This is a genomic window from Paenibacillus radicis (ex Gao et al. 2016), assembly GCF_014641555.1.
Lineage (GTDB): Bacteria > Bacillota > Bacilli > Paenibacillales > Paenibacillaceae > Pristimantibacillus > Pristimantibacillus radicis.
Genome location: NZ_BMHY01000004.1, coordinates 229,837 through 254,539 on the forward strand (window position 1 = coordinate 229,837; position 24,703 = coordinate 254,539).

Below are 24,703 nucleotides of genomic sequence, written 5' to 3' on the forward strand. Positions count from 1 at the left end.
ATTTTCGATATCTAGCAATAAGGTGAACCGCATAACGCCGTGGTTAGGAAGGAATTACTTTTACCATAACGGTTACAAGTAAAGTATAGTGATTCTAGACTTCCGCAACTTCCGGGGAAACAGAAACTTTTCTGATTTCGCCCTGAAGTTTTTTGATATGGAAATGAACTTTTATACCCTTTGTGGTCTCTTATCTATGAAAAGGGGTGAGAACTTGAATGTAAGCCGTCTTGTCAAACAAGCCAAGAAAGGCAACAAGGAAGCTTTGCTGCAACTAATTCTAGACGATCAGGACGCTTACTATCGTCTTGCCTATACGTACATGGGGAATGAACATGACGCGATGGATGCGATGGAGGATATGATCGTTACACTGTATGAGAAAATCGATCAATTGCAGAAGGGCGAAGCCTTCTACAGCTGGAGCAAGACCATTCTCGTCAACCGGTGTAAAACGTTGCTCCGCAAAAAGGAACGATTCATTCCTCTGGAGGACGAAAGCGAACAATCATCTGTGCCCTTAACCGATGATAACCCGTACCGCCATACAGAATCTGAGATGGACATGCAGATGCTGCTTTCTCATCTGAATGCACAGCAGCGGGAAGCGATTGAGCTTCGTTACGTACATGATCTTCCGTATCAGACGATTGCCGATATGACGGGCGCGCCGCTAGGCACAATCAAATCGAGAATATCGCAAGGGATTCAGAAACTGAAAGCGATGATCGGAGGTGATCGTTATGACAACGATCGAGGAGAAGCTAGAAGAGCATAAACTGAGCTTGAACATGGCGCAAACGCCATCAGATCTTGAGAGCAGACTTCGCAAGGCACTCCAGCATGCTCCTGTTCGAAAGAGAAAAAGGAATCGGGCATTGATATGGATTGCGACAGCAGCCGCGGCCTTTATTCTCATTGCAGGAACGTATCAATATCCTGCTTTTGCTTATTTTAGCGGAAAGCTTTTTAATAAAGTCGAGCTGCACACTCTTAGCTTTGCAGAGCTGTCGGAGCAAGGCTATGGACAAACGGTCAATACAAGTAAAACGCTTAAAGATGGCACAGTCATTACGATTAGCGGTGTTATTGCGGACGATAATGCCTTGTCGATGTACTACAGTATTGATCGGCCTGAAGGTTCTTCTATCTATGATGCCAACGGTTCACACCGTTATAATGTTTGGAAGGTGGAAGGATTTCTGACGGATTCAAGTGCGACAGATGGCGGCGGCAATCCTAGCGAAAACGACACTCGTTTTGAAGGTGTACAAAAATTTGGACCGGTTAGTCCATTCGCCAAAACGTTAACCGTTGAATTCAGTGAATGGCTGGACAATGGGAAACGGGCAATCTACCCGATATCCTTCAAGTTTGATGCTAATAAAGCGATGAAGAGCTTGATCAGCCAGGATATCGGGAAATCCGTCATTGTCGATAAGGGGGCCGTACATTATGATTCCATAACGGCTTCGCCAACTTCAACGATTGTGAAGGGACACTTTGAAATGGACAATGGAGAATTACCGAGATTTACAGGTAAAACAACGCTTTATGTCAATGGAACAGCATTTTCAATGCAGGGGGGGCGTTCTGGCGCTAATGGATTTGAATTGGAATTTGACGTGCTTCCAACAGATAAGATTGAGAGCATGGAACTTGTACTCGACAATTTCCCCGGCTATCAGAAAGTAGAGAAGCCTATTTCCTTGGCTTCGCCTTCTGATCTGTCTTTGAAAATTGGCAGTGAAAAGCTATGGATTCGAAGTGTCACTAAAACGGCGCAGGGCTATGATATCGTAATTGCCAGAAAGCAATTTACATTTCTAGTGAAGGACGGCTTGTCCGTGCAAGCAGGGGGTCAAGTTGTTCCAGTTTCATCCATATCTAAGGAACGCCCATGGGATCTGAAGAACGGCAACATCTTGTGGGAGCAGACGTATTCTTTTGCAACGAAAGATAAACCGGAGTTTCTGCTGGTTGACGGATTTGATTATATTAAAGCGTATAAAGAAACGATTTCCATTCCTGTATCAGCAAAAAAATAATAGCATCTTAATGCTCGAACCGCGCTGCTGCGCGGTTTTTTATTGTAATAAATCTCGCACTGTCGAATAAACAGGATAGTTGCAAGTCTAGTTTTCTTGTATAATTGGAAAATAACGGAGGAGGTATATAGCATGAAAATCATAGGAAATAAAATCCGATTGCGAAATTTTACAGAAGATGATTTCTCTTTCTATAATGAACTGGAACAAAATCCAATCACACATCAGTATGAAAGCAGTGCACCCGATGACGCTGAAATCCAAAATGATTTTCAAAAAGCGCTCTCTGAAGTTCATGACAGTCCGCGAGAGCGTTATGAGCTGGCAATTAATCTGAAGGATGATGGAACGCCTGTCGGCCGGATTAGTATTAAGCTAAATTGGAGTGAAATTAGAGAATGGGAGATTGGCTGGGCGCTGCATCCAGATTTTTGGAAGAACGGGTATGCAACAGAGGCGGTTGAGCTGCTGATCGGTTATGCATTCAGCGATCTGAATGCACATCGGGTTGTTGCCTATGCGAACACAGAAAATACGGCATCTGAGAAGTTGATGACTAGAGCTGGTATGAAATTGGACGGCATACTTAGAGAAGTCAGAATTTGCAATGGTAAATGGTGCAATGAGTTTATTTACTCTGTACTTGAACATGAATGGGACAAGTAGAAGATTGATACTGTGCAAGTTAATAGAGTCGTAATATACTAACTATTGGCAATAGAAAACACATAACACTATACATACTGGAGGATGCAATCATGACAACGATTTTATTTCAAGGCGATTCCATTACAGATGGTGCGAGAGGCCGCAGCGAAGATCCAAATCATCTGCTTGGACACAGTTATGCGTATTTGATCGGGGCAAAGCTTGGTTATGAACTGGGCGAGAAGCAGCCTTTGTTCATTAACAGAGGGATTAGCGGCAACCGTGTCTCTGATTTATATGCCCGATGGAATGAGGATGCTATCGCACTCAAGCCTGATTTGATCAGCATTCTGATTGGGGTCAATGACGCGTGGAGAATGATGAGCGGAGAGCCTTCTGGTGTTACGGACCGTTTTGGTCGCGCTTACAAAGTGCTGCTTGAAGAGACAAGAGAGGTTATGCCGGATACGGGACTGATTCTTCTGGAGCCTTTCATTCTGAAGACGGGCGCTACGGAAGAGAAATGGGAGGAATGGCAGCAGATCATTGGGCTATACCAGAACATCACCAGAGAGCTGGCGGAAGAGTTCGGTGCGGTATATGTTCCGCTTCAGGCTGCCTTTGATGAAGCATGTACTCGCGCAGAAGCCGCTTATTGGATTTGGGATGGCGTGCATCCGACGAGCGCAGGTCATCAGATTATTGCGAATCAATGGCTGTCCGTTGTTCAGAGCAGCAAGCTTGCGCTTAGCTAGTAAAGAGATAAAAGATGGCTTCTGCAGGCGAGCAGAAGCCATCTTTTTCGTTAATCCTCATAATCCCTCGTTCAATCGGCGCAACCGGTATGCGTTCATTGCGGACTCATTAAGCTCATCGAGAATGGTATAGTTGGCCCAAGCTCCCGCTATTGCTCCAATTCCCGGTACCATCTGCAGCATTTTCCGGAAATCAATCGCGTCGCGGTATTCTTTCTGGAAGGTTTCCCAGTCCAAATTGTTGGCGTATTGAGAATCCGAGTAATACTGTTTTTTTTCAGTATCCCATCGTTTAATCGAGTACAGCAGTTTAGCACGTTGTTCCGGACCAGAGAACGCCAATTGGAACAGTTTTAGAACGAAAACTCGCTCGGAAAACTCGTTGGTATCATATCCGTAATTATGGGCCAACTCGAACAAAAACTTCATCTTGATGGCAATTAAAGCAGGAAAGTCTACCAGATTAAGTACAAAACCGCCCGCTCCTGTACCTGCGCCTTCCGCTACTGCGATTTTTTGATAGAGGGAAAACAAACGCTGCGCTTCTTGGTCGGCGAGTTCGAGCGTATCATATTGGCGAACCGGCTTTTGAGGCGTATATTCCGCACCGAATAATGCGGTACGTACGATCGATTTAACGGTAGCCGTAATAACAGTGTGTACCTTGTCAGGAATCAGTTCATTAATTCGCGTACCGATCGTCTTCGAAGTTTTCTCCAGCCACCCCGGCGATTTGAATAATTTGCGTTCCCAAGCGGCAACTTCACCGCGAACCTTTTGTTCATAATTCATCGACACTCTCTCCTCCAACAAATCTCACTATATTGTACCGGAAAACTTCTCCATTAGGAACAGACTGGAGCAGGTAGCGGACCCCGACTAGAGTCGTGGAGCGCTGTATGGCAGGCAGTAAGCTATTACTAACTTTATAACGAGTTAGGTATCCCGGCCAATTGTTCCGCATTCAAGGACAGGCTATGATAGAAATGAATGTACAACAACGAAATAAGAGAAACGCATAACAATTAATAATGCTGCCTAAAGGAGAATGATATAGATGGATTGCACGCTTGAACCGATTCTGGAGGAGATGGAACGGGAAATCGACACATGGATAACCTATATAAGAGATAAGGACGCAGAAAAAATCGTAAAACGCACTACGCTGCAAGTTGGAATTCACGGCAATGCGCTGCTCGAATATGCCAAGGGCAGGGTGGATGTGACAGATAAGGAGCTCGATTTAACAAAGCCGAAGGGTCAGGTGAATCTGGACGAATCTCTAACCGAGGAAGAAGTTCAAGCGAAGATTATTCCCAAGCTTGCTTCTTATATACAGGAGAAATTGAACGAGCTGCCATCCGCTTTAATCGATTATCGATTTACATTTAACGGAAAATTTCGGACGCGGGACGGCAGAATCAACGTTCTTATCCATGAATACGTCGACGAGACGAAGAAGGAGCAGTTGCTGGAACAAATTTCTGTGTATATCGCTAATAAGCTGGAAGCGGGAAACTTTCCGACCAAGCCGTTGGAGACCTTTTTTCTCTCCAGGCATCTGCTGGATGAGGGACTGTACCCTGATCCGGACCCCGGCAGAATCATTTCTATTTTTGAGAGCATTCAACAAGTGAATAAAGGGAATAAACATCTTGCAGAGCATCGGAATTATATCGTTTCAGCTTTGCGGAATTGGGTAGAGGATTACGGGCTGCCTCTTTATTACGATAATACAGGAACGGAGTGGCAAAAAACATATCAGAAAAAAGACGGTGCCTGGCTGGAAAAGACCGAGCAGGGTCCGATTGAACTCGTCATTTACACAGCGATAATGATTCTGAAATACGAGCCATCCTACAGTAAAAGTACAGGACTCGCTTTTATGAATTACGCGATCGAATTGGGCAGTGCTGAGGCAAAACGCCTGATGAAGGAAGGCAGCGGCACATTTGCCAAGGAAGACACCGGGTTATGTGACGAGCTGGTTGAATGCACGGCTAACGATGTATTGGCCCAGATCACTATAGCCATTAAGCAGGAAACGGAGGAGAGCTACGCGCGTGCGCTCCAGTTTCTGATTCGATTATTAAGTCAAGGCTTCCCCAAAAGCTATCAGATTAAGCTAAAGTCAGGTGTCAAGCAATGGCTGCCGGTCAAAGGGCTGGCAAAATCGAGTACGCACCGTTTCTTCGCCAATGCTCTGGAATACCCCAATTTACATCCCTTGTTAGAGCAATACTCGCATACAGCGATGGAAACCTTCGAATGGTATTCGGATACAGAAGGGGAGAAAAATTGCATGCCGGGCAGCTATGCCGTCTTCGGCCTTGGGCTGACGGATCAGACTTATTTTCCGCTGGTCGAACAGTATATGGGTAAGGTGGATGAAGAGCATCAGTCCGTTCAGAATCACTTCACGGTCGCTTTGGCCGAAAGGTTTGGTGTTAACGCGGAAACCATTCCTACTCTCGTGAAGTGTATGCTGCATAGCACGGATTCGATGAAGTTGAAGATCAAAGCCGAGATGGAGGATGAGAAGCATCTACGGCTGCTGCTCGCACAGATTCATGGTCTTCCGGACTATATGGTCGAGCATATCGTTTATTTGATCTGGGGCGGAACAGACAAGTTGAAGAAAATAGCTGCCAACGCCGACGGAGATCGGGGAAAATGGCTCTCTAAACTGGTACGGGCCGCCAGCAGCAGTTAAACTAAATGATGAATATAGCTATGCCGTTTCACTCTTTATTAAAGGCTTTGTTACATTCTAATGTTGATTTGTGACCATAAGAAAACCGCCTTTGTGAGAAGGCGGTTAATTGAGCTATCTCTTCCGTTTAAGTGACAAGCTCATCTTACCGTCTGATAGACGAGTCCTATGGCCCCGGAATCAAAGGTCTTGTTTTCGATTAGCTTAAGATTGGTTTTCTCTTTGATACCTTGGAATAGCGGCAATCCCTTACCAATGAGGACGGGAGAAACCGTAATTTTATACTCGTCAATTAAATCAAGCTGCATGAGGTGGTGTGCGAACCTAGGACTGCCGAGAATGACCAAATCCTTGCCTGGCTGCTGTTTGAGGGTATTGATCTCTTTCTCGATATCTTCTTTCACGAGTCTGGAATTATTCCATTCGGCTTTCTCCAGCGTTGTGGAAAAGACGACTTTGGCTGTCTTTTCAATCCACTCGGCATGATTCAGCTCATGCTGCGAAGCTGATGGGTTCGAAGGCACAGATGGCCAGTAACTATGCATCATCTGATAAGTCCCGCGTCCCCAAATGACAGTGTCGGCAGTACTCAGAATTTCTTGCGCATGTTTCTCCAAATCAGCATCGTAGGAAACCCAGCCAATGTCCATTTGCCCATTCGGCCCTTCTACAAAACCGTCAAGCGATGCGTGCAGAAATAGAACGAGTTTTCTCATTTTCAGTTCTCCTTTGTCCATATGGGATATGCAACTCTATTATAGAACATCTGTTCGCGATTATCAAATATTAACATTAAGGTTTAAAAAGCCTTATTAAAAGAGATCAACCCGCACTTTTAGCGGGGAAATTGAGCGACATAGAAGGGGAGCTTCAAAGCTTTACAGCAGAACAGAAGGTTGGTTTTTCGGAGTATGAAAATTTGCTTCGCCGTTATACAGAAATTCAAGCACTGCGCAGCCTAATTAATCCATAAAACAGAAGATACATATCCTATCGAAGATCGCGGAAATCCGCGATCTTTTTTTTTGCAATAGGCGTAATTAACGTAAAAATCCTCGAGAACCGCATTTTTATAACTGCGACATCTCCCGGATTTTCATTACACATTAGTGCTGTTAGCAAAAAATTGACGGGTATCTTTACGTGATTGAGGAGTTAATACGCGATCAAGCTCTTCATTTAGCCAAGAGAGCGTTTTATTACGCAGCACATTGCGCATACTCTCCTCGGCTTCTAACATAGTCATGTTAATCACACAAGGAGATGCTTTAGAACAAGCGGCATACTCCTCATCCTGACATAGATAGCTATTATCTTTAATTTTTTTACATTGAAAAATAGGAGTAGCACCTTCGACTGCTTCAACTACATCCCAAAAAGAAATGTCATCAGGAGACTTCGATAAGCGATAGCCTCCCTTTACGCCAGGAACAGAAACTACGATACCCGCTTTTGTTAACTTACTGAAAATTTTGGAAAGATAGGTCTCCGAAACACCTTGAAATGCGGAGAGCTCTTTAATTCCAATTGTAGCATCTGGAGGAATATCAATTAAATATACCAAGCAATGCAGTCCATATTCAACGCCAATACTATACTGCATGCAAACACCTGCCTTCTGTATAAAACAATACTATTAATCATCTTAGGTGGATTTAAAACCATTGTCAAATAAGGCGAAATGGATATTTGTGGTCGAATATTTTAAGTTGACACTTTGAAATGAACGAGCTATATTGTAGATGACCTTAATCGCCGATTAATGTTGTCGTCGATAAGTGTTGTCGGTGATGAATCGCGAATGCAGGATCAATTTATTATTTATGGAGGAGATTACGATGAAGGTTCGATTCAATCATATCAGCGCAAATCCGGGTGCTATGCAAACGATGTTGAAGCTGGAGGGTTTTATTCAGACAAGCGGACTGGATAGCAGGTTGTATGAACTCATTAAGTTGAGAGCTTCACAAATTAATGGCTGTGCCTATTGTTTGGATATGCATACACGTGAGTCGCGGAAAATGGGCGAGACGGAGCAACGGATCCATTTGCTTCATGCATGGCGTGAAGCGCCATTTTACTCCGAGAAAGAAAGAGCGGTGCTTGAACTGACGGAAGCTGTAACCCGTATTTCGGAGCAAGGTGTGCCGCAGGATTTGTACGAACGAGTGCGGACACATATAGATGAGGCGGAATATGTGACGATCATCATGGCAATCAATACCATTAATGCATGGAATCGGATCGCCATCTCCACGGGGATGTTTCCGGAAACAGAGACCAGATAACTTACAGTTCATAGGGAGTCATAACAAATACTGCAACTTAAGAGGGGAACCAGAATGTCGACTGTACTATATGTAAATGCACACCCGTTAGATCAGAGTGAGTCCTACAGCTTGTCTGTAGGCCACGAATTCGTCCAAGCTTACAGTAAGGCAAATCCTAATGATAAAGTGATTCAACTGGATCTATATAAAGAGGAAATCCCTCAACTAGATGCTGAAGTTTTGACGGGCTGGGGGCAGCTGAAGAATGGTATTTCTGCTAATCAATTGAGCCCGAGTTCGCAAGCCAAACTGGCCCGATTGAACGAACTGGTTGATCAATTTCTGGCCGCAGATAAGATTGTCATCGTTAATCCGGTTTGGAATTTCCTATTCCCGCCCGTACTGAAAGCTTATATTGATGCCATATGCATATCTGGAAAAACGGTCAATTACACTCCTCAAGGTATTGTTGGTTTAGCTTCTGACAAAAAGCTGCTTCATATTCAAGCTTCCGGAAGCGTGCTCTCTAAGGGAACATGGGCTGACTTTGAATTTAGCCACCGGTACTTGGAAGCTGTATCTAAATTCATGGGTATACCGTCCGTTGAAGTTATTTATATCGAGGGCACGGGAGCTGCCCCGGATCAAGCACCTGTCATTAAAGAAAAAGCGGTACAGCAAGCATTGCAGCTAGCCCAAGTTTTTTAAACACGACAGTGAAGTATATTTTATTTGTTTTAGCTGGGGCGTGCAGTTTTGGTTTATTAGCTACTTTTGTAAAAAAAGCTTATGCAGCTGGCTTCAGTGTCGGCGATGTCGTCGGCAGTCAAAATTTATTCGGTGTGATTATGCTCTGGAGCCTGTTACTGGTGAGCGCTAAATCCGCTAAGCCGTCCGCAGCCGGCCACACCTTCAAAGTAACCATACGTCAAGTGATATCGCTCATGGCAGTTGGAACGACAACAGGCTTAACAGGCATGCTTTATTATGCAGCGCTCCAGCATATTTCAGCCTCTTTCGCCATAATCTTGTTGTTTCAATTTACGTGGATGGGCATCTTATTGGAAGCGGTAGTTGAACGCAAGCGTCCGAGTAAAGATAAAATAATCTCACTCGTCATCTTATTTGCCGGGATTAGCATGGCAAGCGGCTATTTGAACGGAGGTCAGGGAGAAGTTTCTTGGATAGGAATGACGCTTGGGTTATTGGCTGCTGCCGCCTATACACTCTTCATTTGGTTTAGCGGTAAAACAGCCGTTCAAGTCGTTCCAATTAAACGAAGCGCGATCATGCTGTCCGGCTCGTTCATTCTTGTCATGATCGTTTTCCCGCCGAATTTTCTGATCAATGGCTCGTTGCACGAAGGGCTTTTACCTTTGGGGCTGCTGCTCGCTGTATTTGGCATCGTTATTCCGCCTTTGTTCTATGCCATAGGCGTGCCGCATATTGGCGGTGGACTAGCTACAATTCTAAGTGCTGCTGAGCTGCCGACAGCCGTCATGATGTCGTATGTCGTTCTGCATGAATACGTCAATTGGATGCAATGGGCGGGTGTTGGCATTACGATGCTTGGCATTGCTCAGCCCGAACTTATGAAACGCATGACTCGCAATTCTGAAATCACAAAAAAAATTAGGGGTGTAACGAAATGGAAATGAGACTGAACTATATGAAAGTGCAACCGGAATCTCTGCAGACGCTATTGAAATTAGAAGGGTATGTGAAGAAAAGCGGATTGGATCACAGCCTGTTGGAGCTGATTAAAATTCGCGCTTCTCAGATTAATGGCTGTGCCTACTGCCTGGACATGCATACGAAGGATGCACGTGCGATGGGAGAAACGGAGCAACGATTGTTCATGCTTAGCGCATGGCGTGAAGCTCCATTCTATTCGGAGGAGGAGCGTGCTGCGTTAGCTTTGACGGAAGCTGTAACCAAAATTTCGGATGCTGGCGTACCTCAGCCTTTGTATGAACAAGTCCGCAAACATTTTGACGAGAGCCAATTCGTCAATTTAATTATGGCGATTAATGCCATTAACTGTTGGAATCGTATGGCGATATCAACAGGTATGGTGCCTGGCGATTACCAGCCGGCCGTTCAAAAATAACGGACTGGTGAACGAAGCAATCCCCTAACACCGGTTAAGTTAGGGGAATTGCTATAACCGTTATCATTTTTAATGGAGGAAAAATGAGTTATAAACTGCTTTTATTTGATCTAGATGATACGCTGCTGGATTTCGGCGCTATTGAAACCGATTCGCTGAACAAATTGTTTGAGCAGCATGGATATACATGCTCAGATGAATTGTTGGACATTTATCATTCCGTCAATAAACAGCTATGGAAAGAATACGAGAATGGAAAAGTTGGACTAGACGTTGTACTAAACTCCAGATTCTCAGAAACGATGTTGAGATGGGGAGAAGTTGTTGATGGCGTGAAATGGGAAAAGCTATACAGAGAGCTATTGGGCAATAGCAGCCAATTGCTTATGGAAGGTGCTTTAGAAGTATGCCAGCGCTTGTCTGCATCCCATAGGTTGTTCATTATCACGAATGGGATAACGCAAACTCAAATCAAGAGACTGAAGCAGTCCGGTTTATATGAATTTTTTGAGGATATTTTTGATTCACAAAGCATTGGCTATCAGAAGCCATCCAGCACTTTTTTTGACTATGTAGGGAGTCATATCCAAGATTTTGATAGAAAAGAAGCGCTTATTATCGGTGATTCATTATATACAGATATAAAAGGCGGACTCCATTCGGGTATCGATACCTGCTGGGTTAACAGAACGTCTCACAAAGGTTCTTCGGAAATTCCAAGTACATTTACGATTACTAGCCTGACGGAATTATATGACATCTGCAGCGCTATAAAATAAACATTAAGGGAGAGTTATATTATGGGGAAATTTGACGGTAAAGTTGCGGTTGTGACAGGCGGTACTAGCGGAATTGGTCTTGCGACCGCACAGCAGTTCGTAGAAGAAGGCGCATATGTCTTTATTACAGGACGCAGACAAAGTGAGCTGGATGCAGCGGTGAAGCGGATCGGAAAAAATGTAACGGGGGTACAAGGCGATATTTCTAAGCTGGAGGATTTGGACAGGCTGTATGAAACCGTGAAGCAAGAGAAGGGGCACTTGGACATCCTTTTCGCAAATGCAGGGCTGGGCTCTTTGCTTCCGTTGGGCCAAATTACAGAAGAGCATTATTACAAAACATTCGATGTGAATGTGAAAGGAACTCTGTTCACTCTACAGAAGGCGTTGCCTTTGTTTCCGGATCAGTCAGGTTCGATCATTCTGACGGGGTCCACGGCTGGCTTAATGGGCAATCCAGCGTTTAGTGTCTATGGCGCATCTAAGGCAGCAATCAGACAACTGATCCGAAGCTGGATTATTGATCTAAAAGGTACTGGAATCCGCGTAAATGTCCTTAGTCCAGGAACCGTTTATACCCCTGCATATGACGATTTATTCGGAGCAGCACTGGATCATGTTCTTGAGCATGCGAAGGAGACAACTCCGCTAGGCCGAGTTGGACAAGTTGAAGAAATCGCTAATGCTGTCATGTTCCTTGCTTCTAATGAAAGCAGCTATATCAATGGAGTTGAATTGTTCGTTGATGGCGGAGTAGCGCAAATTTAATTCAGCAAGCTTCTATTTCTAGTAGACCTTCAAAAAGACCTTTCTCCGTATGAATCGGAGAAAGGTGCAAGAAGCAGGTGAAATGAAGGGTACTTCTTTGGTAATACTGAAGAGTGGCTGTTGTAAGATTTAGGGGATGGGAAGGTTAACCTTCACCTCGACCAAACCGGATTTTCCACATCTCAAGGACTAGAAGGCGCTAGATATGGCTGGAGCAATTGGTTTCGCGGGTTTGAAAAGGCGTTGTAACAGTAGTGGAAAGTGTATCACCGGAATCGACATAAAGCGGCTGCATTTCGTGTGCAGCCGCTTTATGTCGGCTTCGGACTAACATTTAAGCGCTTGGTGCTGCGGAACAAACTCGCACCTAGTGCGTATAGATTAAACTAGTAGTGAGAATTTACAAGATCGGAAGGATGTTAAGCATATGAGTGAATCTTATCAGGAGTATATTGTAATCTCCGGTGCTAGGGAAAATAATCTGAAGAACGTTTCCTTGCGTATTCCGAAGCGGAAAATTACGATCTTCACCGGAGTATCCGGCTCTGGCAAGTCATCGATCGTCTTTGATACGATTGCCGCTGAATCCACAAGATTGCTGAATGAGAATTTCAGTATGTTTGTGCGCAATTTTTTGCCCCGCGTTCCACAGCCGGATACAGATGCGATTGAGAACCTGAGCATGGCTGTTATTGTGGATCAGAAGCGGCTGGGCGGCGGTTCACATTCTACGATGGGCACCATTACTGATATTTCTCCGATTCTCCGTTTACTATTCTCCCGAATAGGTCAGCCTTATGTTGGACAAGCCCATATGTTCTCCTTTAACGATCCGCAAGGCATGTGTCCGGAGTGCAACGGAATTGGCCGCAGACTAGGTGTCGACATGAGCAAAGCGATAGATCTGTCTAAATCGTTGAATGAAGGGGCAATCATGCTGCCGGACTATGCGGTCAACAGCATGGATTGGAATATGATCGTACAGACAGAGGCTTTCGACCCCGACAAGAAACTAAGTGATTATACGGAAGAAGAGATGGATCAGCTGCTTTATAGTAAGGCAAGAAAAGTGCAGATGCAGTTCGCCGGCAAGGCAGTGAATATTACAGTAGAAGGTATCATTGAGAAGTTCACCAACAAGTACATTAAGCGGGATTTAAAGACGATGTCCGAGCGTACACAACGTTCGGTTGCACCCTATATTTCGGAAGGGTACTGTTCCAGCTGTCACGGAGCAAGACTTAGTCAAGCCGCGCTCAGCTGCAAGATCAATGGACATAACATTGCGGAATTATCCTCGATGGAGGTTGGACAGCTTATCCGTGTTATACGGGAGATCGATAATGCTGTCGCCGCGCCGATCGTCAGACCGCTAACGGAGCGATTGCAGCATTTGGTCGATATCGGACTTGATTACTTGACACTGGATCGTGAGACGGATACGTTATCCGGCGGCGAGTCGCAGCGTGTCAAGATGGTGAAGCATCTAAGCGGAAGTCTGGTGGATGTCACTTATATTTTCGACGAGCCTAGCGTTGGCTTGCATCTACGAGATGTACACCGGTTAAATGAATTGCTGCAGAAGCTGCGCGACAAGGGGAATACCGTGATTGTCGTTGAGCATGATCCTGATGTCATTAAGCTGGCGGATCATATCGTCGACGTTGGCCCTCATGCTGGCAGCCGCGGCGGTACGATAGTCTATGAAGGAAGCTTCGATGGCCTGCTCGAATCCGGTACACTGACAGGTAATTATATGAAGCGGCCGCTTCAACTCAAGCAAGATTGCAGGCAGCCGTCCGGCAAGCTGTCCATTAAGGATGCTCAGCTTCACAATCTGCAAAATGTTAGTGTCGATATTCCAACCGGGATACTGACGGTCGTTACGGGTGTCGCCGGCTCGGGAAAAAGCACGCTGATTAATGAAGTATTTCTCAGCCAGCATCCGGATGCGATCGTCATCGATCAATCGGCGGTAGGCGTATCCACACGCTCTAATCCCGCAACCTATACAGGCATTATGGATGATGTGCGCAAGGCGTTTGCTTCTGCAAACAAGGTTAATCAGGGCTTGTTCAGCTTTAACTCCAAGGGAGCTTGTGAGAACTGCCAAGGGCTTGGTGTTGTATACACAGATCTAGCATTTCTCGAGAGCGTGAAGCTGCCTTGCGAAGTCTGCGGAGGCAAGCGGTTCAAGGAGGAAGTGCTTGCGTACAAGCTGAACGGCAAATCTATTGCAGATGTGCTTGAGATGACGGTGGAGCAGGCATTGGAATTTTTCCAGTTGAAAGAAGTTGTGCGTAAGCTCCAAGCGATGAGCGATGTGGGGTTGAACTATATTACACTAGGCCAGCCGCTTAGCACGCTCTCTGGCGGAGAATGCCAGCGCATTAAGTTGGCAAGCGAACTGCATAAGAAGGGCAGCATCTATGTCATGGATGAGCCGACGACCGGTCTGCACATGTCAGATATCGGACACCTTCTAGAGATCATGAACCGTCTCGTCGACGCCGGCAATACAGTAATCGTCATTGAGCATAATCTCGATGTAATCAGCCAAGCGGATTGGAATATCGATATGGGACCAGATGGAGGAAGCAAAGGCGGACAGGTTGTATTCGAGGGAACACCGGCGAAGATCGTTCATGCAGAGCAGTCGATTACGGGGAAATATTTAAAATAGGAGGCATGCTGCTTGCAAAGTTATAAGGACAGCGAACGACCCCGAGTTGATGACGATGCGGGCGTTTTGAAAGAAATCCCATGTTGTGAATCAACAAGACGTATTATTATCGTTAGCCCGCTCCCGGCTGTTGTTCTTCCGTTGGTGATGCAACTAATGGTTCGTTGTTACGATGTATTGATCTTTCATCAAGAGAATGATCCGATTCTGGAAACGATTCCTAGCGATTTATTGATAATTGACCATTCTAAGGAGGTATCGGTAGAGCGGATGAAGATACCATCCTCCAGAACGGTACTTCTCTTGGTGGGGGACGAGGAACAGTTATTGAAGAGCAGTAATGACCAAACTGGACTAGTATGGCCCTGCCCGATATCGGAAGCGCTGGAGAAAATCGAGCAGATGGCGATTTTGAGTAGTAAGAAATAGGGGAGACTTAAATAAAGGATTACCAAGCAGGCTGCCGGTGTAACGGCAGCCCTATTTTTTTATTTTCGCCAAAACGTTGAGCAGTCTTGCTTGTCCAAAATATTAAATTCGATCATCCGTTCCAGTAAGGAATAATCAACGGGCTGATTCCAGCGGATACGTAATAACCCTTTGGTATGGTCATAGCCTGCTTGAACAATTTCTTCCGAAAAACGATGGATTCCCGCCTCTTCCGGAGCAACTGCCATATGCTGTTTGGAAATGCTAAACCCAATGATAAAGGTGTCGTGGTCGGTAAACATAGGCTGATTCCAAGCGATTTTTGGCACTAAATTTGGGAACCTCGTTATTACCCAATTGAAAACCTCTTCCGCACGGATTCGATGATCCGGGTTGTCGATACGCGTTAAAAATGGTTCAAAAACCTCCATGTTATTCCTCCTAGAAATATAAAAAGTTCTTCATTAACGTTAATCATATCAGGAGGTTATGCCACAAACAACCTCGACTGCATGAGCAAAATAACCGTCTCCCAATTTTGAAAATGATGGCCATCGAAAATTCAAGGCTATTCTTTCTTGACAGCCATTTAAAACTGCTCTATATTTAATCATGTGGTTAAATAACCAAATGGTTAAATAGTGAATTTGAAAAGTTGAATGAGTTTTCCCGAATGCTTTTCAAATCCTTCGAAGCTTTAAGAGGTGTGACCGAGCTTACTGAGAAAAGAAAGGAGGACTATTATTTTACTTTCGGGATTGGATGGAAGCGGGAAATTATGACTCATTCAATGAGGCAGGCTCAAAACCAAATTTAATAAAAGGCAGGTAATTTATTATGGCAACCGTGTTATACATTACAGCACACCCAGGTGTTCAAGAATCAGCTTCTTATAGTCTAAGTGTGGGGAAAGAATTTATTGAGAGCTACCGCTACGCAAATCCGAATGATGAAATTGTTCATCTTGATCTATATAAAGCCGATGTTCCACAGCTTGATGCCGATATTTTTAGCGGTTGGGGCAAGCTGGGAGCGGGCACAGCGTTTGCAGATTTGACTGACACCGAGAAGGCAAAAGTAAGCCGTCTTGGTCAACTTGTTGATCAGTTTGTTGCTGCGGATAAATATGTATTTGTCAGTCCGATTTGGAACTTTTCTTACCCTCCTGTTCTGAAAGCTTATATCGATTCTATCTGCGTTGCAGGAAAAACCTTCAGATATACAGAAAAAGGCCCGATCGGATTGCTGTCCGATAAAAAAGGGGTTCACATTCAAGCAAGCGGAAGCGTGCTGTCAGCCGGTTCCCAGTATGCGGAATCTGAAATGGGTCACCGCCATCTGAATTCCATTATGGAGTTTTTCGGCATTACTAATTTTGAAGGCATCTTTGTTGAAGGGATGGCTAAGGCTCCAGCCCAAGCAGCAGAAATTAAAGAGAAGGCCATTCAACAAGCGCGCGAAGTTGCTGCAAACTTTTAAGGATAGGACAAGCAAGAGCCAAGTGAATTTCAGGAATTCTAAACCTGAGCCGCTTGGCTCTTTTTTTGTAACTTCTTGACAATAGCTGAGAATCCGCCTAAACTTAAACACATGGTTAAATATGATGATGAACTCTTGGACGATGTGTTCCATGTGCTTTCCGATCCGACGAGAAGAGAAATTCTCAAACAACTGGGTGTCGGAGAGATGACGGTTATGAATTTAGCAAAACCTTTTGATATGTCATTGCCAGCCATCTCTAAACATCTTAAGGTGTTGGAAAAGGCTGGCTTAGTTTCGGTTCGGAAGGAAGGAACGTTCCGGTATTACGGATTAAATCCAAAGACGGTGGACAGTGCGTTTGAGTGGCTGATGGAGCTTAGAAATTTCTGGACCACACAATTGACCAGTCTGGAGCATTTTTTGGACAATCAACCAAAAGAAAAATAACGGAGGCACCTTCTGATGATAACAACGCTTAATGGAAAATACTTGCTTGAGCTTCATCACGTTTATAATGCGAGTAAGGAAAGAGTGTTCCTCGCTTGGACGAAAAAAGAACAATTAGAGCAATGGTGGGGGCTGACAGGTTTAACGACGACAGTTGAACTTATGGATGTTACAGTGGGAGGGAAATACCGTTTCCATATGGCAGCTCCTAACGGCAAGGTTTTTACATTAGAAGGCCGGTACGTGGATATCGTTCAGAATGAAAAGCTGTCGTTTACTTGGAAGTGGCTGAATGAAGGGGAGGATGCAGAGGAAACGGTTGCTACGATAAATTTTGTCGAAAAGGACAATAAGACCGAGCTTGTCGTCACGCACTCCGCTTTCTCCACTATGCAAATAGCGAAAAGACATAATAATAACTGGAATACTTGTTTAGAAGATGGCTTGCTTAATTATATGAATTAAGACATACAACTGGTTAAAAGTCACTTTATAGTGACTTTTTATTTTCACTGTTTTGTATAAATTGTTGCTTTCTAGAAAAGCGACAATTTAACTAACATAGCCTTATGACAACGAGAATCTACTTCGATATATCTGTTTGGTATTTAATTATAAACTCAGGGTTCGTTACATAATCTATGTAATTTACTACACCGTTAAACTCCAAATAAGCCTTATAGCGAGTGCGAATAGCTAGCGTTCCACCAAAAGGCTTACATACGAAATCAAATATAACTTGCGTAGGAACATCAGTAACACTATCATACCATTTAAATATCCCAGTATTAGAATAGATACCGATTAAGTAACTAACAGTGGTATCAATGCCGCTTTCCTCTTGGATTTCACGAACCAAAGCATCCATCAGATTTTCTCCAACTTCTACTTGTCCACCAGGGTAAACCCAACCACCATCACGAGTTTTTACTAAAAGGATATTTCCTTCACCATCTTCAACAAAACCACCTGCGGCTACAATGTGAGTAGGAAATGGCATATTTAAACCTCCTTATATGAAACGATCACTAAAAAAGCGCAAGTTTCCGTCCCGGATATGGTTCTAGGGGAATCTGATAAAGCAGAAAAAGGCACAGTCGGCACAGCAGACCATACCGTATCAATAAATGTTCCGGGACGGGATCTGCAAGATGCGGGAGGGCTACTACACCAAAACGCTCTCTTATGAGGATTTTAACTATGCCGTGGCTTCATCGGATGCCCAAAGCGCCATCTTTGACGGATATTGCGCGTTCCTCAACTATTTTGACAGCGCACATATTTTCGCACATTCGACAAAAGCATACTTTATCTCGTCTGCAAATTGGTATTGTTCGTCTGTCCGTATATAATAGATGGTGATATTGTTTGCATACGAAAGGACGGTCAAGTTATGGAATATATTTCAGCTCCCGAAGCCGCGAAAAAATGGGGCGTTTCAGAACGGCGTGTACAAAAACTTTGCGAAGAAAACCGCATACCAAGCGTTTCAAAACTCGGATATATGTGGCTGATACCAAAGGATGCGGAAAAACCGGTTGATGGCAGAATAAAGAGAGGAAAGGGGCTACAAAATGAATAATGTTTTGATTATAGATGATGACAAAGAGCTCTGCGCTCTTATGAAAAAATGCGTAGATCAAGAGAATTTATCTGCTATTATTGCACATGGAGGTGTGGAGGGGCTGCGTTTGGCCGACGAAAGTAAAAATAGCTGCTCCCTTTCTCTTGTGATTTTGGACGTAATGATGCCGGATATAGATGGTTTTCAAGTTCTGAAAAAAATTAGAGAAAAAAGTAATATCCCGGTACTCATGCTAACCGCAAAAAATGACGAGGAAGATAAAGTTTCCGGGCTGCGGCTTGGTGCTGATGATTATTTGACAAAGCCTTTCAGTATTAACGAACTGATGGCTCGTGTCAATTCTCTTATCCGCCGCTATACCACCTTAAACCCTACGACGGAAACAGATACGGAATGTATGGTACTGAAAGGAATGGTTATTGATAAAGCAAACCGCCATGTTTCAGTCAATGATATTCCAGTTGAGCTTACAAGTAAAGAGTTTGATTTGCTGTCGTTTCTATCTTCTAATAAAGGACGGGTGTTTACCAAAAAACAGATTTATACACATGTATGGGAAGAAGAATACGCTTTTGACGATAGTAATATTATGTCTTTCATCAGTAAATTGCGTAAAAAGATTGAACCAGACCCCGACCGCCCATTTTATATTTTAACAGTCAGAGGTGTAGGCTATCGTTTTAATAAGGAGGCTTGACATATATGAGTGGTTATCTACTTGTTGCGTTGGTTCTTGCCCTGCTTATTATCGCGTACCTTGTTTCTGTGCTACGGCGTGTCCAAACACAGCTTACACTTATACAAGACGCTTTAGAAGATATAAAAAATGGAAATCTTAATCGACGGGTTTTAGCAACGCAGAGCGATATGACAAGGCAAATTTGTTATGGTATTAACGAAATTGCAATCAACACCCAATCACAGCTTATTCAGCAAAAGCAATCCGAGCAGGCATACAAACGGCTAATGGCAAATCTTTCGCATGATGTGAAAACTCCACTTGCTTCATTGGTTGGATACTTGGAAGCAATCGAAAGCAAAATTGTTGTAGGAGAAGAAAAGGACGAATATATTCATGTTGCGTCTGATAAAGCCCAAAATTTAAAACATTTTGTAGAAAATCTGTTTGAATGGGTTAAATTGGACTCCGGGGAACAAATTTTTCATTTTGAGATTTTTGATTTGAATGAGTTATCCCGTAATATTATAGCTGATTGGATTCCTATTTTAGAAAACAGTCATTTCGAATATGAATTTGACATACCTGAAACAGAGTATTCCATGCGCATAGACGCAACTGCGTATACTCGTATTATCAATAATCTATTACATAATATTATTACACACAGCGGAGGTGATAATATGGCCTTACGCATTGTTGAGAATGAACAGCAAGCCAAAATTGTAATAACAGATAACGGGAAAGGTATATCTTCTGATAACCTCCCACATATTTTTGAAAGAATGTACCAATGTGACCATTCACGGGTTGCAAAAGGAAATGGTTTGGGTTTGGCTATTGCTAAGGAACTTGTCAGCGTGCACAAAGGAACTATCACTGCCGAGAGCACTCCCGGTACGGAAACCATATTTACAATATTACTTCCTAAAGCCCTGTAATGTGCAGGGCTTTCTTGCTGCCAAAACAAGATAAAAGCAAGATTACGGCAAGGTTTTGGCAAGGTTAATGTTTTATACTTTTAACTGTGATTGTTTTGCCGTTATATCGGTTCTCATATTGCGAGAGCACAATTATTGAAAGTGAGGATATATGATATGAATGATTTTGTGATTGAGACGAAACAACTGACAAAAGTTTACGGAGAGCAGACAGCAGTTAACTCAGTCAATCTCCATGTAAAAAAAGGTCGGATTTACGGTCTGTTAGGACGTAACGGAGCCGGAAAGACCACTATTATGAAAATGATTTTAGGGTTGACCTCAATCACTTCCGGCGAGGTAGATGTGTTTGGCAAGAATATCAAAGGCCGGGAAAAACGAGTATATCCCCGTATCGGTGCTATTATTGAAACACCGGGATTTTATCCAAACTTGACAGGAACGGAAAATCTGGAGATTTTTGCGAAGCTGCGTGGTACAGCCGCCCCACACGCGGTTGAAAACGCATTGAAAGTAGTAGGATTACCCTATAAAGGCAAAAAGCTGTTTAGTAAATACTCCCTTGGAATGAAGCAGCGTCTTGGTATTGCGAACGCTATTTTGCATGACCCGGAACTGCTTATTTTGGACGAACCTACAAACGGTCTTGACCCTATCGGTATTGCAGAAGTAAGAGATTTTATTAAGAATTTAAGCGTGGAGCGAGGAAAGACAATCCTTATTTCCAGTCATATTCTTTCGGAAATTTCATTATTGGCTGACGATATCGGAATCATCGACCACGGCGTTCTTTTGGAAGAAAGCAGCATGAGCGAACTGGAAAAGAAAAACCGTAAATATATCCTGCTGCAAGTTTCAGACATTCCCAAAGCGTCATTGATTTTAGAACGTCAATTTCACTTGAAAGATTATTCTGTTCAAGACGATCATACTTTACGGCTTTATGACACCGCTCTGGATATGGGTGAAATCAATAAAGCCCTTGTGACGCAGAATATAACGGTTATTAGCTCTCAACTTTGTAATGACACCTTAGAGGACTATTTCAAAAAAATCACAGGAGGAGAAGGCATTGCTTAGACTTATTCAAATAGAATGCCTTAAACTGCGCCGCAGGAAATTTGTCTGGCTAATGCTGTTATCCGCCCTCCTTATGCCGTTTTTCGCACTATTATATTTCAAATATGTGAAAGAAACAGGTGGTGATCCGTTACAGTTTTATAGATGGTCAGCGTTCGGTTATACGCTTTTCTTTATCTTGCCTGTTGTTTTGGGAACACTTTGCACCATGCTCATGTACGAGGAAAACCAACACGATATGCTCAAACAACTTTGGATTGTGCCTATCAGCAAAATGGGATACTTTTTCAGTAAATTTTTTGTAGTTTTGATTTACTCCATTTGTTTCATGCTGATTACAGCCGTTGCTTCTGTTATGTTCAGTGTACTTCCCGGATATGTCGCATTTGAATGGGAAAGCGTTTTATATTTGCTGAAAAAATGTTTAGAGATTGGTGTTATTACTTCTTTTGCAATGCTGCCGATTTTGGCAATTGCTGCGTCGCAAAAAGGATATATCCTCCCCGTTTCTTTAACCTTGGTCTATGCCTTTCTCGGTTTTATTTTAATGACGGTAAATATGTATATACACCCATTGCCTAGTATGGCAGTTATTGTCATGCGAAATGGAGATATTCCGGGTCATGTATTTGCACAATCAATCAACATTCCTTTTGCATTTCTTTGTATTTGCGTTTGGGGTATTGTCGCAGTATTACTTGCAAATATCGCATTGGGAAGAAGAAAGTGAGGTGTGAATCATGAAAAAACTACTTTGGGCGGAACGTCAAAAGATTCGCCGTTCAAATATTGTTTGGATTGCCGTTTTTGCAACCGTTATGGTAGCGGTTATTGTCTTTTTAGGAGGGCAGGAGGTATATGAAGGCTCTAGGAATATAGACAATGCAGGCTGGTATATGACTATGGCTCAACCATGGGCAACTATTTTTGTTCTTCCTGCGGTTATTGCCCTTTTGGGCAGTTATATGATTTGTCGTGAAGAACAAGAGGACACTATAAAATCTCTGCGGCTTATTCCCGTAAATGAAGCAAGCTTAACCGCCGCAAAAATGATTGTTACTTTTGTGTTCAGCATACTCCTTTACTTGTTGCTCTTTGCTATAACATTTTTGGTAGAAGCCTTTTTACATTTTTCCGATTTGTCGGTAGAAATGGTTTTAGGTTTTCTGAAAGCATATTTTCTAGATGGCTTCGGTATATTCCTTGCTATCTCACCCATTATTGCTTTTGTATCGCGTATGAAAAAGGGGTATTGGCTTGCACTGTTATTTGCTGAAATTTACTCTTTTGCCGGACTATTTATGAGTATGTCAAATTTCACAAAAGCCCTTTATCCCATTACGGCTGTATTTACTATTTCTGGATACTATGACGCCTCAACAAATCAAGTAATACTAAGTTGCATTAGCTTACTCCTTTGCTGCTACCTTTCTGCCTTTATACTGAAGGGCCGAGAAAAATCAAAGTAGGTCATCTCAAAATGAAGAAGTTGGCAAGCTTGGTCTGGATTAGTAGCTTAATTCTAATAAAAACAGTACAGCATCCACGATCGTTTGCTTTGGGTATGTACTAATGGTCTGCTCATGGATGGAAATGAAGGAATCTTACCGAATATGATGGTTGAGAGTTGGAGAAATGGAGCCTGCCTTGGGTATGTTATCCAAGCCATGGAGGTGTGATAGGAAGGAGGACAAATGGCACGGCCAAAAACAGAGGTACAGAAAGGGCAAGTTCTTTCCCTTTCAACTATCGGCGCTGGAATCTTGGAGAATACATCCGTCTTTCCAAAGAGGACATGAACCGGGAAAGCGATGACAGTAACAGCGTTGTCAATCAGCGCCGCTTGCTGGATGAATTTTATGAGAAGCATGTGGACGAGTTCGAGAGCGTAACCCGTTACATCGACGATGGGCACACTGGAACGGATACCAGCCGGGAAGGCTTTCAAAGGCTGCTGGCCGATATTACAAGCAAAAAAGTCAACTGCGTAGTTGTCAAAGACCTTTCCCGGCTATCCCGCAATTATACGGATGCCGGGGGCTTGATTGAGAACTTGTTTGAGAACTTGTTTGTGCAGTTGAATGTACGCTTCATCAGCTTGACCGAAGGCGTGGACAGCTTTCTCAACCCGGATAGCGTATCGAACATTATTGTTCCGATTACCAACGTGATGAACGACCAATATTGCTATCAGACATCCAAGAAAATCCGGCAGGTATTCGATTATAAGTGGCGTAACGGCGAGTTTATCGGACTACGAGCGGCAAATTGAAGTGACGCAAACGATTATTAAAAATCTGAAAGCGAAACTGGCCGAACTTGAAAAAGGCGTAGATACCGAGAACCCGTTTTAACAGCATTCAGTAAGTACGAAAACATTGACAAACTGACAAGGGAAATCTTGATTGAACTGATTAACCACATCAAAGTACACGAAGGCGGCGATATCAGCATACGGTTCAAGTACGCTGACGAATACCGCAGAGTTATGGAGTACATTGAAGTCAACACCCATGAGGCGGCTATCTAACGCCGCCTATCCAAAGGCAGTTTGTTTTCCTAATATAAATGGCTCATACATAAGTTTACATCAATGCTTTATTGCGATGGTATATTAGAGAAGTAAAGTGATAAAGGGTGTGATGGCAATCGAATCGGTTAGGCTGGCAATTCCAAAAGGCAATACAGAGGTATCGGCGTTATTCCGCAGCTTAGGCTATTCTTTACCTGATGACTTTGATAACTCAAGAAATTACATCGTACCAGTTGCCGGCAGAAATATAGAGTTTATATTGGCTAAAGCTGTAGACATCCCTACCTATGTTGAATATGGAGCTGCGGATATCGGTATTGTTGGCAAGGACGTTTTACTGGAAGAGAACCGAGATGTGTATGAATTGATGGATTTAGGTATTTCTAAAGGTGAATTATCAGTGTGGAGCATGTTTGCAGAGGCAAGAACGATTCCCAGAGTAGCAACCAGCTGTCCCAAGTTTGTGCAAAGATATTATCGTGAGAGAGGTATCCAGGTTGAGATCATTAAACTGAATGGCGGGCTTGAGCTTTCCTTACTGACGGGAGTAGCGAATTGCATAATCGAAGTGTACAATACGGAGACTTCAAATCATTTATTTAAGTTAGAAAAGATTTGCACTACTTCTTTACGATTGATTGCAAATAGGGCAAGCTATCAGATAAAGCATTCTATAATACAGCGTCTTTATGAAGAAATGATTGCAGTACGAAGTTGACATGACACCAAATGGTGTCTTACAATAAAAAATGT

General features: G+C 43.4%; 29 protein-coding genes and 2 pseudogenes. 26 read left to right on the forward strand and 5 right to left on the reverse strand.

All coding sequences use genetic code 11. From position 1 onward, the window contains the following. Window positions 1–214: 214 nt before the first annotated feature. The 4 genes from IEX98_RS12620 (at window position 215) to IEX98_RS12635 (ending at window position 3,451) form a co-directional block, all read left to right on the forward strand. On the forward strand, window positions 215–778 hold the full coding sequence (locus IEX98_RS12620) for a sigma-70 family RNA polymerase sigma factor (protein WP_188889546.1): 564 nt from the start codon (window positions 215–217) through the stop codon (window positions 776–778). Beyond that, window positions 744–2,048, forward strand: a complete 1,305-nt coding sequence (locus IEX98_RS12625; RefSeq protein WP_188889547.1) for a DUF4179 domain-containing protein — start codon at window positions 744–746, stop codon at window positions 2,046–2,048. The genes IEX98_RS12620 and IEX98_RS12625 overlap by 35 nt, the downstream gene beginning before the upstream one ends. A gap of 132 nt (window positions 2,049–2,180) precedes the next feature. After that, window positions 2,181–2,714: a GNAT family N-acetyltransferase gene (locus IEX98_RS12630; protein ID WP_188889548.1), complete on the forward strand. Its 534-nt coding sequence runs from the start codon at window positions 2,181–2,183 to the stop codon at window positions 2,712–2,714. 92 nt (window positions 2,715–2,806) lie between these two features. Then, the gene (locus IEX98_RS12635) at window positions 2,807–3,451 is read left to right on the forward strand and encodes an SGNH/GDSL hydrolase family protein (RefSeq protein WP_188889549.1); all 645 of its coding nucleotides are present in this window, start codon (window positions 2,807–2,809) and stop codon (window positions 3,449–3,451) included. Window positions 3,452–3,508: 57 nt separating this feature from the next. Here IEX98_RS12635 and IEX98_RS12640 read toward each other — a convergent pair whose 3' ends face one another. Then, on the reverse strand, window positions 3,509–4,243 hold the full coding sequence (locus IEX98_RS12640; protein ID WP_188889550.1) for an EcsC family protein: 735 nt from the start codon (window positions 4,241–4,243) through the stop codon (window positions 3,509–3,511). A gap of 265 nt (window positions 4,244–4,508) precedes the next feature. On the opposite strand from IEX98_RS12640, the gene IEX98_RS12645 reads away from it, so the two are divergent. Further along, a complete protein-coding gene (locus tag IEX98_RS12645) occupies window positions 4,509–6,164 on the forward strand; it encodes a DUF6138 family protein (RefSeq protein ID WP_188889551.1) in 1,656 nt (551 codons plus the stop codon). Between the two features lie 140 nt (window positions 6,165–6,304). Here the strand turns inward: IEX98_RS12645 and IEX98_RS12650 are convergent, their stop codons facing one another. Then, a complete protein-coding gene (locus IEX98_RS12650; RefSeq protein ID WP_188889552.1) occupies window positions 6,305–6,880 on the reverse strand; it encodes a dihydrofolate reductase family protein in 576 nt (191 codons plus the stop codon). A gap of 383 nt (window positions 6,881–7,263) precedes the next feature. Continuing rightward, window positions 7,264–7,767 carry an RrF2 family transcriptional regulator gene (locus tag IEX98_RS12655; protein ID WP_188889553.1) on the reverse strand — a complete coding sequence of 168 codons (504 nt, stop codon included), beginning with the start codon at window positions 7,765–7,767 and terminating at the stop codon, window positions 7,264–7,266. Window positions 7,768–8,002: 235 nt separating this feature from the next. Here IEX98_RS12655 and IEX98_RS12660 point away from each other — a divergent pair, with 235 nt between their 5' ends. The 9 genes and pseudogenes from IEX98_RS12660 to IEX98_RS12695 all read left to right on the forward strand — a co-directional run bounded on the left by IEX98_RS12660 (window position 8,003) and on the right by IEX98_RS12695 (window position 15,203). After that, entirely contained in the window at window positions 8,003–8,452 is a 450-nt protein-coding gene (locus IEX98_RS12660) for a carboxymuconolactone decarboxylase family protein (RefSeq protein WP_188889554.1), read from the forward strand. Between the two features lie 54 nt (window positions 8,453–8,506). Further along, entirely contained in the window at window positions 8,507–9,142 is a 636-nt protein-coding gene (locus IEX98_RS12665) for an FMN-dependent NADH-azoreductase (protein WP_188889555.1), read from the forward strand. 8 nt (window positions 9,143–9,150) lie between these two features. Then, window positions 9,151–10,092 (forward strand): EamA family transporter, encoded by a 942-nt coding sequence (locus IEX98_RS12670; protein ID WP_188889556.1) that lies wholly within the window; start codon window positions 9,151–9,153, stop codon window positions 10,090–10,092. Further along, window positions 10,083–10,544 carry a carboxymuconolactone decarboxylase family protein gene (locus tag IEX98_RS12675; RefSeq protein ID WP_188889557.1) on the forward strand — a complete coding sequence of 154 codons (462 nt, stop codon included), beginning with the start codon at window positions 10,083–10,085 and terminating at the stop codon, window positions 10,542–10,544. The genes IEX98_RS12670 and IEX98_RS12675 overlap by 10 nt, the downstream gene beginning before the upstream one ends. Before the next feature lie 83 nt (window positions 10,545–10,627). Then, window positions 10,628–11,323: a YjjG family noncanonical pyrimidine nucleotidase gene (locus IEX98_RS12680; RefSeq protein WP_188889558.1), complete on the forward strand. Its 696-nt coding sequence runs from the start codon at window positions 10,628–10,630 to the stop codon at window positions 11,321–11,323. Between the two features lie 21 nt (window positions 11,324–11,344). After that, window positions 11,345–12,091 (forward strand): SDR family NAD(P)-dependent oxidoreductase, encoded by a 747-nt coding sequence (locus tag IEX98_RS12685; RefSeq protein ID WP_188889559.1) that lies wholly within the window; start codon window positions 11,345–11,347, stop codon window positions 12,089–12,091. Window positions 12,092–12,217: 126 nt separating this feature from the next. After that, window positions 12,218–12,340, forward strand: a pseudogene (locus IEX98_RS29140) (SRPBCC family protein); the annotation flags it as partial. Between the two features lie 178 nt (window positions 12,341–12,518). Next, window positions 12,519–14,774 (forward strand): ATP-binding cassette domain-containing protein, encoded by a 2,256-nt coding sequence (locus tag IEX98_RS12690; RefSeq protein ID WP_188889560.1) that lies wholly within the window; start codon window positions 12,519–12,521, stop codon window positions 14,772–14,774. A 12-nt stretch (window positions 14,775–14,786) separates the two neighbouring features. Next, window positions 14,787–15,203, forward strand: a complete 417-nt coding sequence (locus tag IEX98_RS12695) for a hypothetical protein (protein ID WP_188889561.1) — start codon at window positions 14,787–14,789, stop codon at window positions 15,201–15,203. Window positions 15,204–15,262: 59 nt separating this feature from the next. Here the strand turns inward: IEX98_RS12695 and IEX98_RS12700 are convergent, their stop codons facing one another. Continuing rightward, entirely contained in the window at window positions 15,263–15,634 is a 372-nt protein-coding gene (locus IEX98_RS12700) for an iron chaperone (RefSeq protein WP_188889562.1), read from the reverse strand. Between the two features lie 406 nt (window positions 15,635–16,040). Between IEX98_RS12700 and IEX98_RS12705 the strand changes: the two genes are divergently transcribed. The 3 genes from IEX98_RS12705 (at window position 16,041) to IEX98_RS12715 (ending at window position 17,597) form a co-directional block, all read left to right on the forward strand. After that, window positions 16,041–16,682, forward strand: coding sequence for an FMN-dependent NADH-azoreductase (locus IEX98_RS12705; RefSeq protein ID WP_188889563.1), 642 nt, complete (start codon window positions 16,041–16,043; stop codon window positions 16,680–16,682). A 144-nt stretch (window positions 16,683–16,826) separates the two neighbouring features. Further along, complete coding sequence (locus IEX98_RS12710; protein ID WP_229692179.1) at window positions 16,827–17,132, forward strand: ArsR/SmtB family transcription factor; 306 nt, start codon at window positions 16,827–16,829, stop codon at window positions 17,130–17,132. A 15-nt stretch (window positions 17,133–17,147) separates the two neighbouring features. After that, complete coding sequence (locus tag IEX98_RS12715) at window positions 17,148–17,597, forward strand: SRPBCC family protein (RefSeq protein ID WP_188889565.1); 450 nt, start codon at window positions 17,148–17,150, stop codon at window positions 17,595–17,597. Window positions 17,598–17,715: 118 nt separating this feature from the next. On the opposite strand, the gene IEX98_RS12720 is transcribed toward IEX98_RS12715, so the two are convergent. After that, complete coding sequence (locus IEX98_RS12720) at window positions 17,716–18,132, reverse strand: NUDIX hydrolase (protein WP_188889566.1); 417 nt, start codon at window positions 18,130–18,132, stop codon at window positions 17,716–17,718. Window positions 18,133–18,525: 393 nt separating this feature from the next. Between IEX98_RS12720 and IEX98_RS12725 the strand changes: the two genes are divergently transcribed. The 9 genes and pseudogenes from IEX98_RS12725 to hisG all read left to right on the forward strand — a co-directional run bounded on the left by IEX98_RS12725 (window position 18,526) and on the right by hisG (window position 24,668). After that, entirely contained in the window at window positions 18,526–18,714 is a 189-nt protein-coding gene (locus IEX98_RS12725; RefSeq protein ID WP_188889567.1) for a helix-turn-helix domain-containing protein, read from the forward strand. After that, window positions 18,707–19,414 carry a response regulator transcription factor gene (locus tag IEX98_RS12730; protein WP_188889568.1) on the forward strand — a complete coding sequence of 236 codons (708 nt, stop codon included), beginning with the start codon at window positions 18,707–18,709 and terminating at the stop codon, window positions 19,412–19,414. Before IEX98_RS12725 ends, IEX98_RS12730 begins: the two co-directional genes overlap by 8 nt. Before the next feature lie 5 nt (window positions 19,415–19,419). Beyond that, window positions 19,420–20,337, forward strand: a complete 918-nt coding sequence (locus IEX98_RS12735; RefSeq protein ID WP_188889569.1) for a sensor histidine kinase — start codon at window positions 19,420–19,422, stop codon at window positions 20,335–20,337. Between the two features lie 156 nt (window positions 20,338–20,493). Next, window positions 20,494–21,417, forward strand: a complete 924-nt coding sequence (locus tag IEX98_RS12740; protein ID WP_188889570.1) for an ABC transporter ATP-binding protein — start codon at window positions 20,494–20,496, stop codon at window positions 21,415–21,417. Then, on the forward strand, window positions 21,410–22,147 hold the full coding sequence (locus IEX98_RS12745) for an ABC transporter permease (RefSeq protein WP_188889571.1): 738 nt from the start codon (window positions 21,410–21,412) through the stop codon (window positions 22,145–22,147). Before IEX98_RS12740 ends, IEX98_RS12745 begins: the two co-directional genes overlap by 8 nt. Before the next feature lie 10 nt (window positions 22,148–22,157). Then, on the forward strand, window positions 22,158–22,886 hold the full coding sequence (locus IEX98_RS12750; protein ID WP_188889572.1) for an ABC transporter permease: 729 nt from the start codon (window positions 22,158–22,160) through the stop codon (window positions 22,884–22,886). Window positions 22,887–23,092: 206 nt separating this feature from the next. Further along, complete coding sequence (locus IEX98_RS12755; protein WP_268237832.1) at window positions 23,093–23,689, forward strand: recombinase family protein; 597 nt, start codon at window positions 23,093–23,095, stop codon at window positions 23,687–23,689. Between the two features lie 96 nt (window positions 23,690–23,785). Then, window positions 23,786–23,947, forward strand: a pseudogene (locus IEX98_RS29360) (DUF4368 domain-containing protein); the annotation flags it as partial. Between the two features lie 112 nt (window positions 23,948–24,059). Next, window positions 24,060–24,668, forward strand: coding sequence for an ATP phosphoribosyltransferase (hisG, locus tag IEX98_RS12765; protein WP_188889573.1), 609 nt, complete (start codon window positions 24,060–24,062; stop codon window positions 24,666–24,668). The last annotated feature ends 35 nt before the right edge of the window (window positions 24,669–24,703 follow it).

What these genes read in the sequence shown, in the direction of transcription:
- IEX98_RS12625 (WP_188889547.1), top strand. Translation starts at nt 744, where the DNA reads ATGACAACGATCGAGGAGAAGCTAGAAGAGCATAAACTGAGCTTGAAC.
- IEX98_RS12630 (WP_188889548.1), top strand. Translation starts at nt 2,181, where the DNA reads ATGAAAATCATAGGAAATAAAATCCGATTGCGAAATTTTACAGAAGAT.
- IEX98_RS12635 (WP_188889549.1), top strand. Translation starts at nt 2,807, where the DNA reads ATGACAACGATTTTATTTCAAGGCGATTCCATTACAGATGGTGCGAGA.
- IEX98_RS12640 (WP_188889550.1), bottom strand. Translation starts at nt 4,243, where the DNA reads ATGAATTATGAACAAAAGGTTCGCGGTGAAGTTGCCGCTTGGGAACGC.
- IEX98_RS12645 (WP_188889551.1), top strand. Translation starts at nt 4,509, where the DNA reads ATGGATTGCACGCTTGAACCGATTCTGGAGGAGATGGAACGGGAAATC.
- IEX98_RS12650 (WP_188889552.1), bottom strand. Translation starts at nt 6,880, where the DNA reads ATGAGAAAACTCGTTCTATTTCTGCACGCATCGCTTGACGGTTTTGTA.
- IEX98_RS12655 (WP_188889553.1), bottom strand. Translation starts at nt 7,767, where the DNA reads ATGCAGTATAGTATTGGCGTTGAATATGGACTGCATTGCTTGGTATAT.
- IEX98_RS12660 (WP_188889554.1), top strand. Translation starts at nt 8,003, where the DNA reads ATGAAGGTTCGATTCAATCATATCAGCGCAAATCCGGGTGCTATGCAA.
- IEX98_RS12665 (WP_188889555.1), top strand. Translation starts at nt 8,507, where the DNA reads ATGTCGACTGTACTATATGTAAATGCACACCCGTTAGATCAGAGTGAG.
- IEX98_RS12675 (WP_188889557.1), top strand. Translation starts at nt 10,083, where the DNA reads ATGGAAATGAGACTGAACTATATGAAAGTGCAACCGGAATCTCTGCAG.
- IEX98_RS12680 (WP_188889558.1), top strand. Translation starts at nt 10,628, where the DNA reads ATGAGTTATAAACTGCTTTTATTTGATCTAGATGATACGCTGCTGGAT.
- IEX98_RS12685 (WP_188889559.1), top strand. Translation starts at nt 11,345, where the DNA reads ATGGGGAAATTTGACGGTAAAGTTGCGGTTGTGACAGGCGGTACTAGC.
- IEX98_RS12690 (WP_188889560.1), top strand. Translation starts at nt 12,519, where the DNA reads ATGAGTGAATCTTATCAGGAGTATATTGTAATCTCCGGTGCTAGGGAA.
- IEX98_RS12700 (WP_188889562.1), bottom strand. Translation starts at nt 15,634, where the DNA reads ATGGAGGTTTTTGAACCATTTTTAACGCGTATCGACAACCCGGATCAT.
- IEX98_RS12705 (WP_188889563.1), top strand. Translation starts at nt 16,041, where the DNA reads ATGGCAACCGTGTTATACATTACAGCACACCCAGGTGTTCAAGAATCA.
- IEX98_RS12715 (WP_188889565.1), top strand. Translation starts at nt 17,148, where the DNA reads ATGATAACAACGCTTAATGGAAAATACTTGCTTGAGCTTCATCACGTT.
- IEX98_RS12720 (WP_188889566.1), bottom strand. Translation starts at nt 18,132, where the DNA reads ATGCCATTTCCTACTCACATTGTAGCCGCAGGTGGTTTTGTTGAAGAT.
- IEX98_RS12725 (WP_188889567.1), top strand. Translation starts at nt 18,526, where the DNA reads ATGGAATATATTTCAGCTCCCGAAGCCGCGAAAAAATGGGGCGTTTCA.
- IEX98_RS12730 (WP_188889568.1), top strand. Translation starts at nt 18,707, where the DNA reads ATGAATAATGTTTTGATTATAGATGATGACAAAGAGCTCTGCGCTCTT.
- IEX98_RS12735 (WP_188889569.1), top strand. Translation starts at nt 19,420, where the DNA reads ATGAGTGGTTATCTACTTGTTGCGTTGGTTCTTGCCCTGCTTATTATC.
- IEX98_RS12740 (WP_188889570.1), top strand. Translation starts at nt 20,494, where the DNA reads ATGAATGATTTTGTGATTGAGACGAAACAACTGACAAAAGTTTACGGA.
- IEX98_RS12750 (WP_188889572.1), top strand. Translation starts at nt 22,158, where the DNA reads ATGAAAAAACTACTTTGGGCGGAACGTCAAAAGATTCGCCGTTCAAAT.
- hisG (WP_188889573.1), top strand. Translation starts at nt 24,060, where the DNA reads ATGGCAATCGAATCGGTTAGGCTGGCAATTCCAAAAGGCAATACAGAG.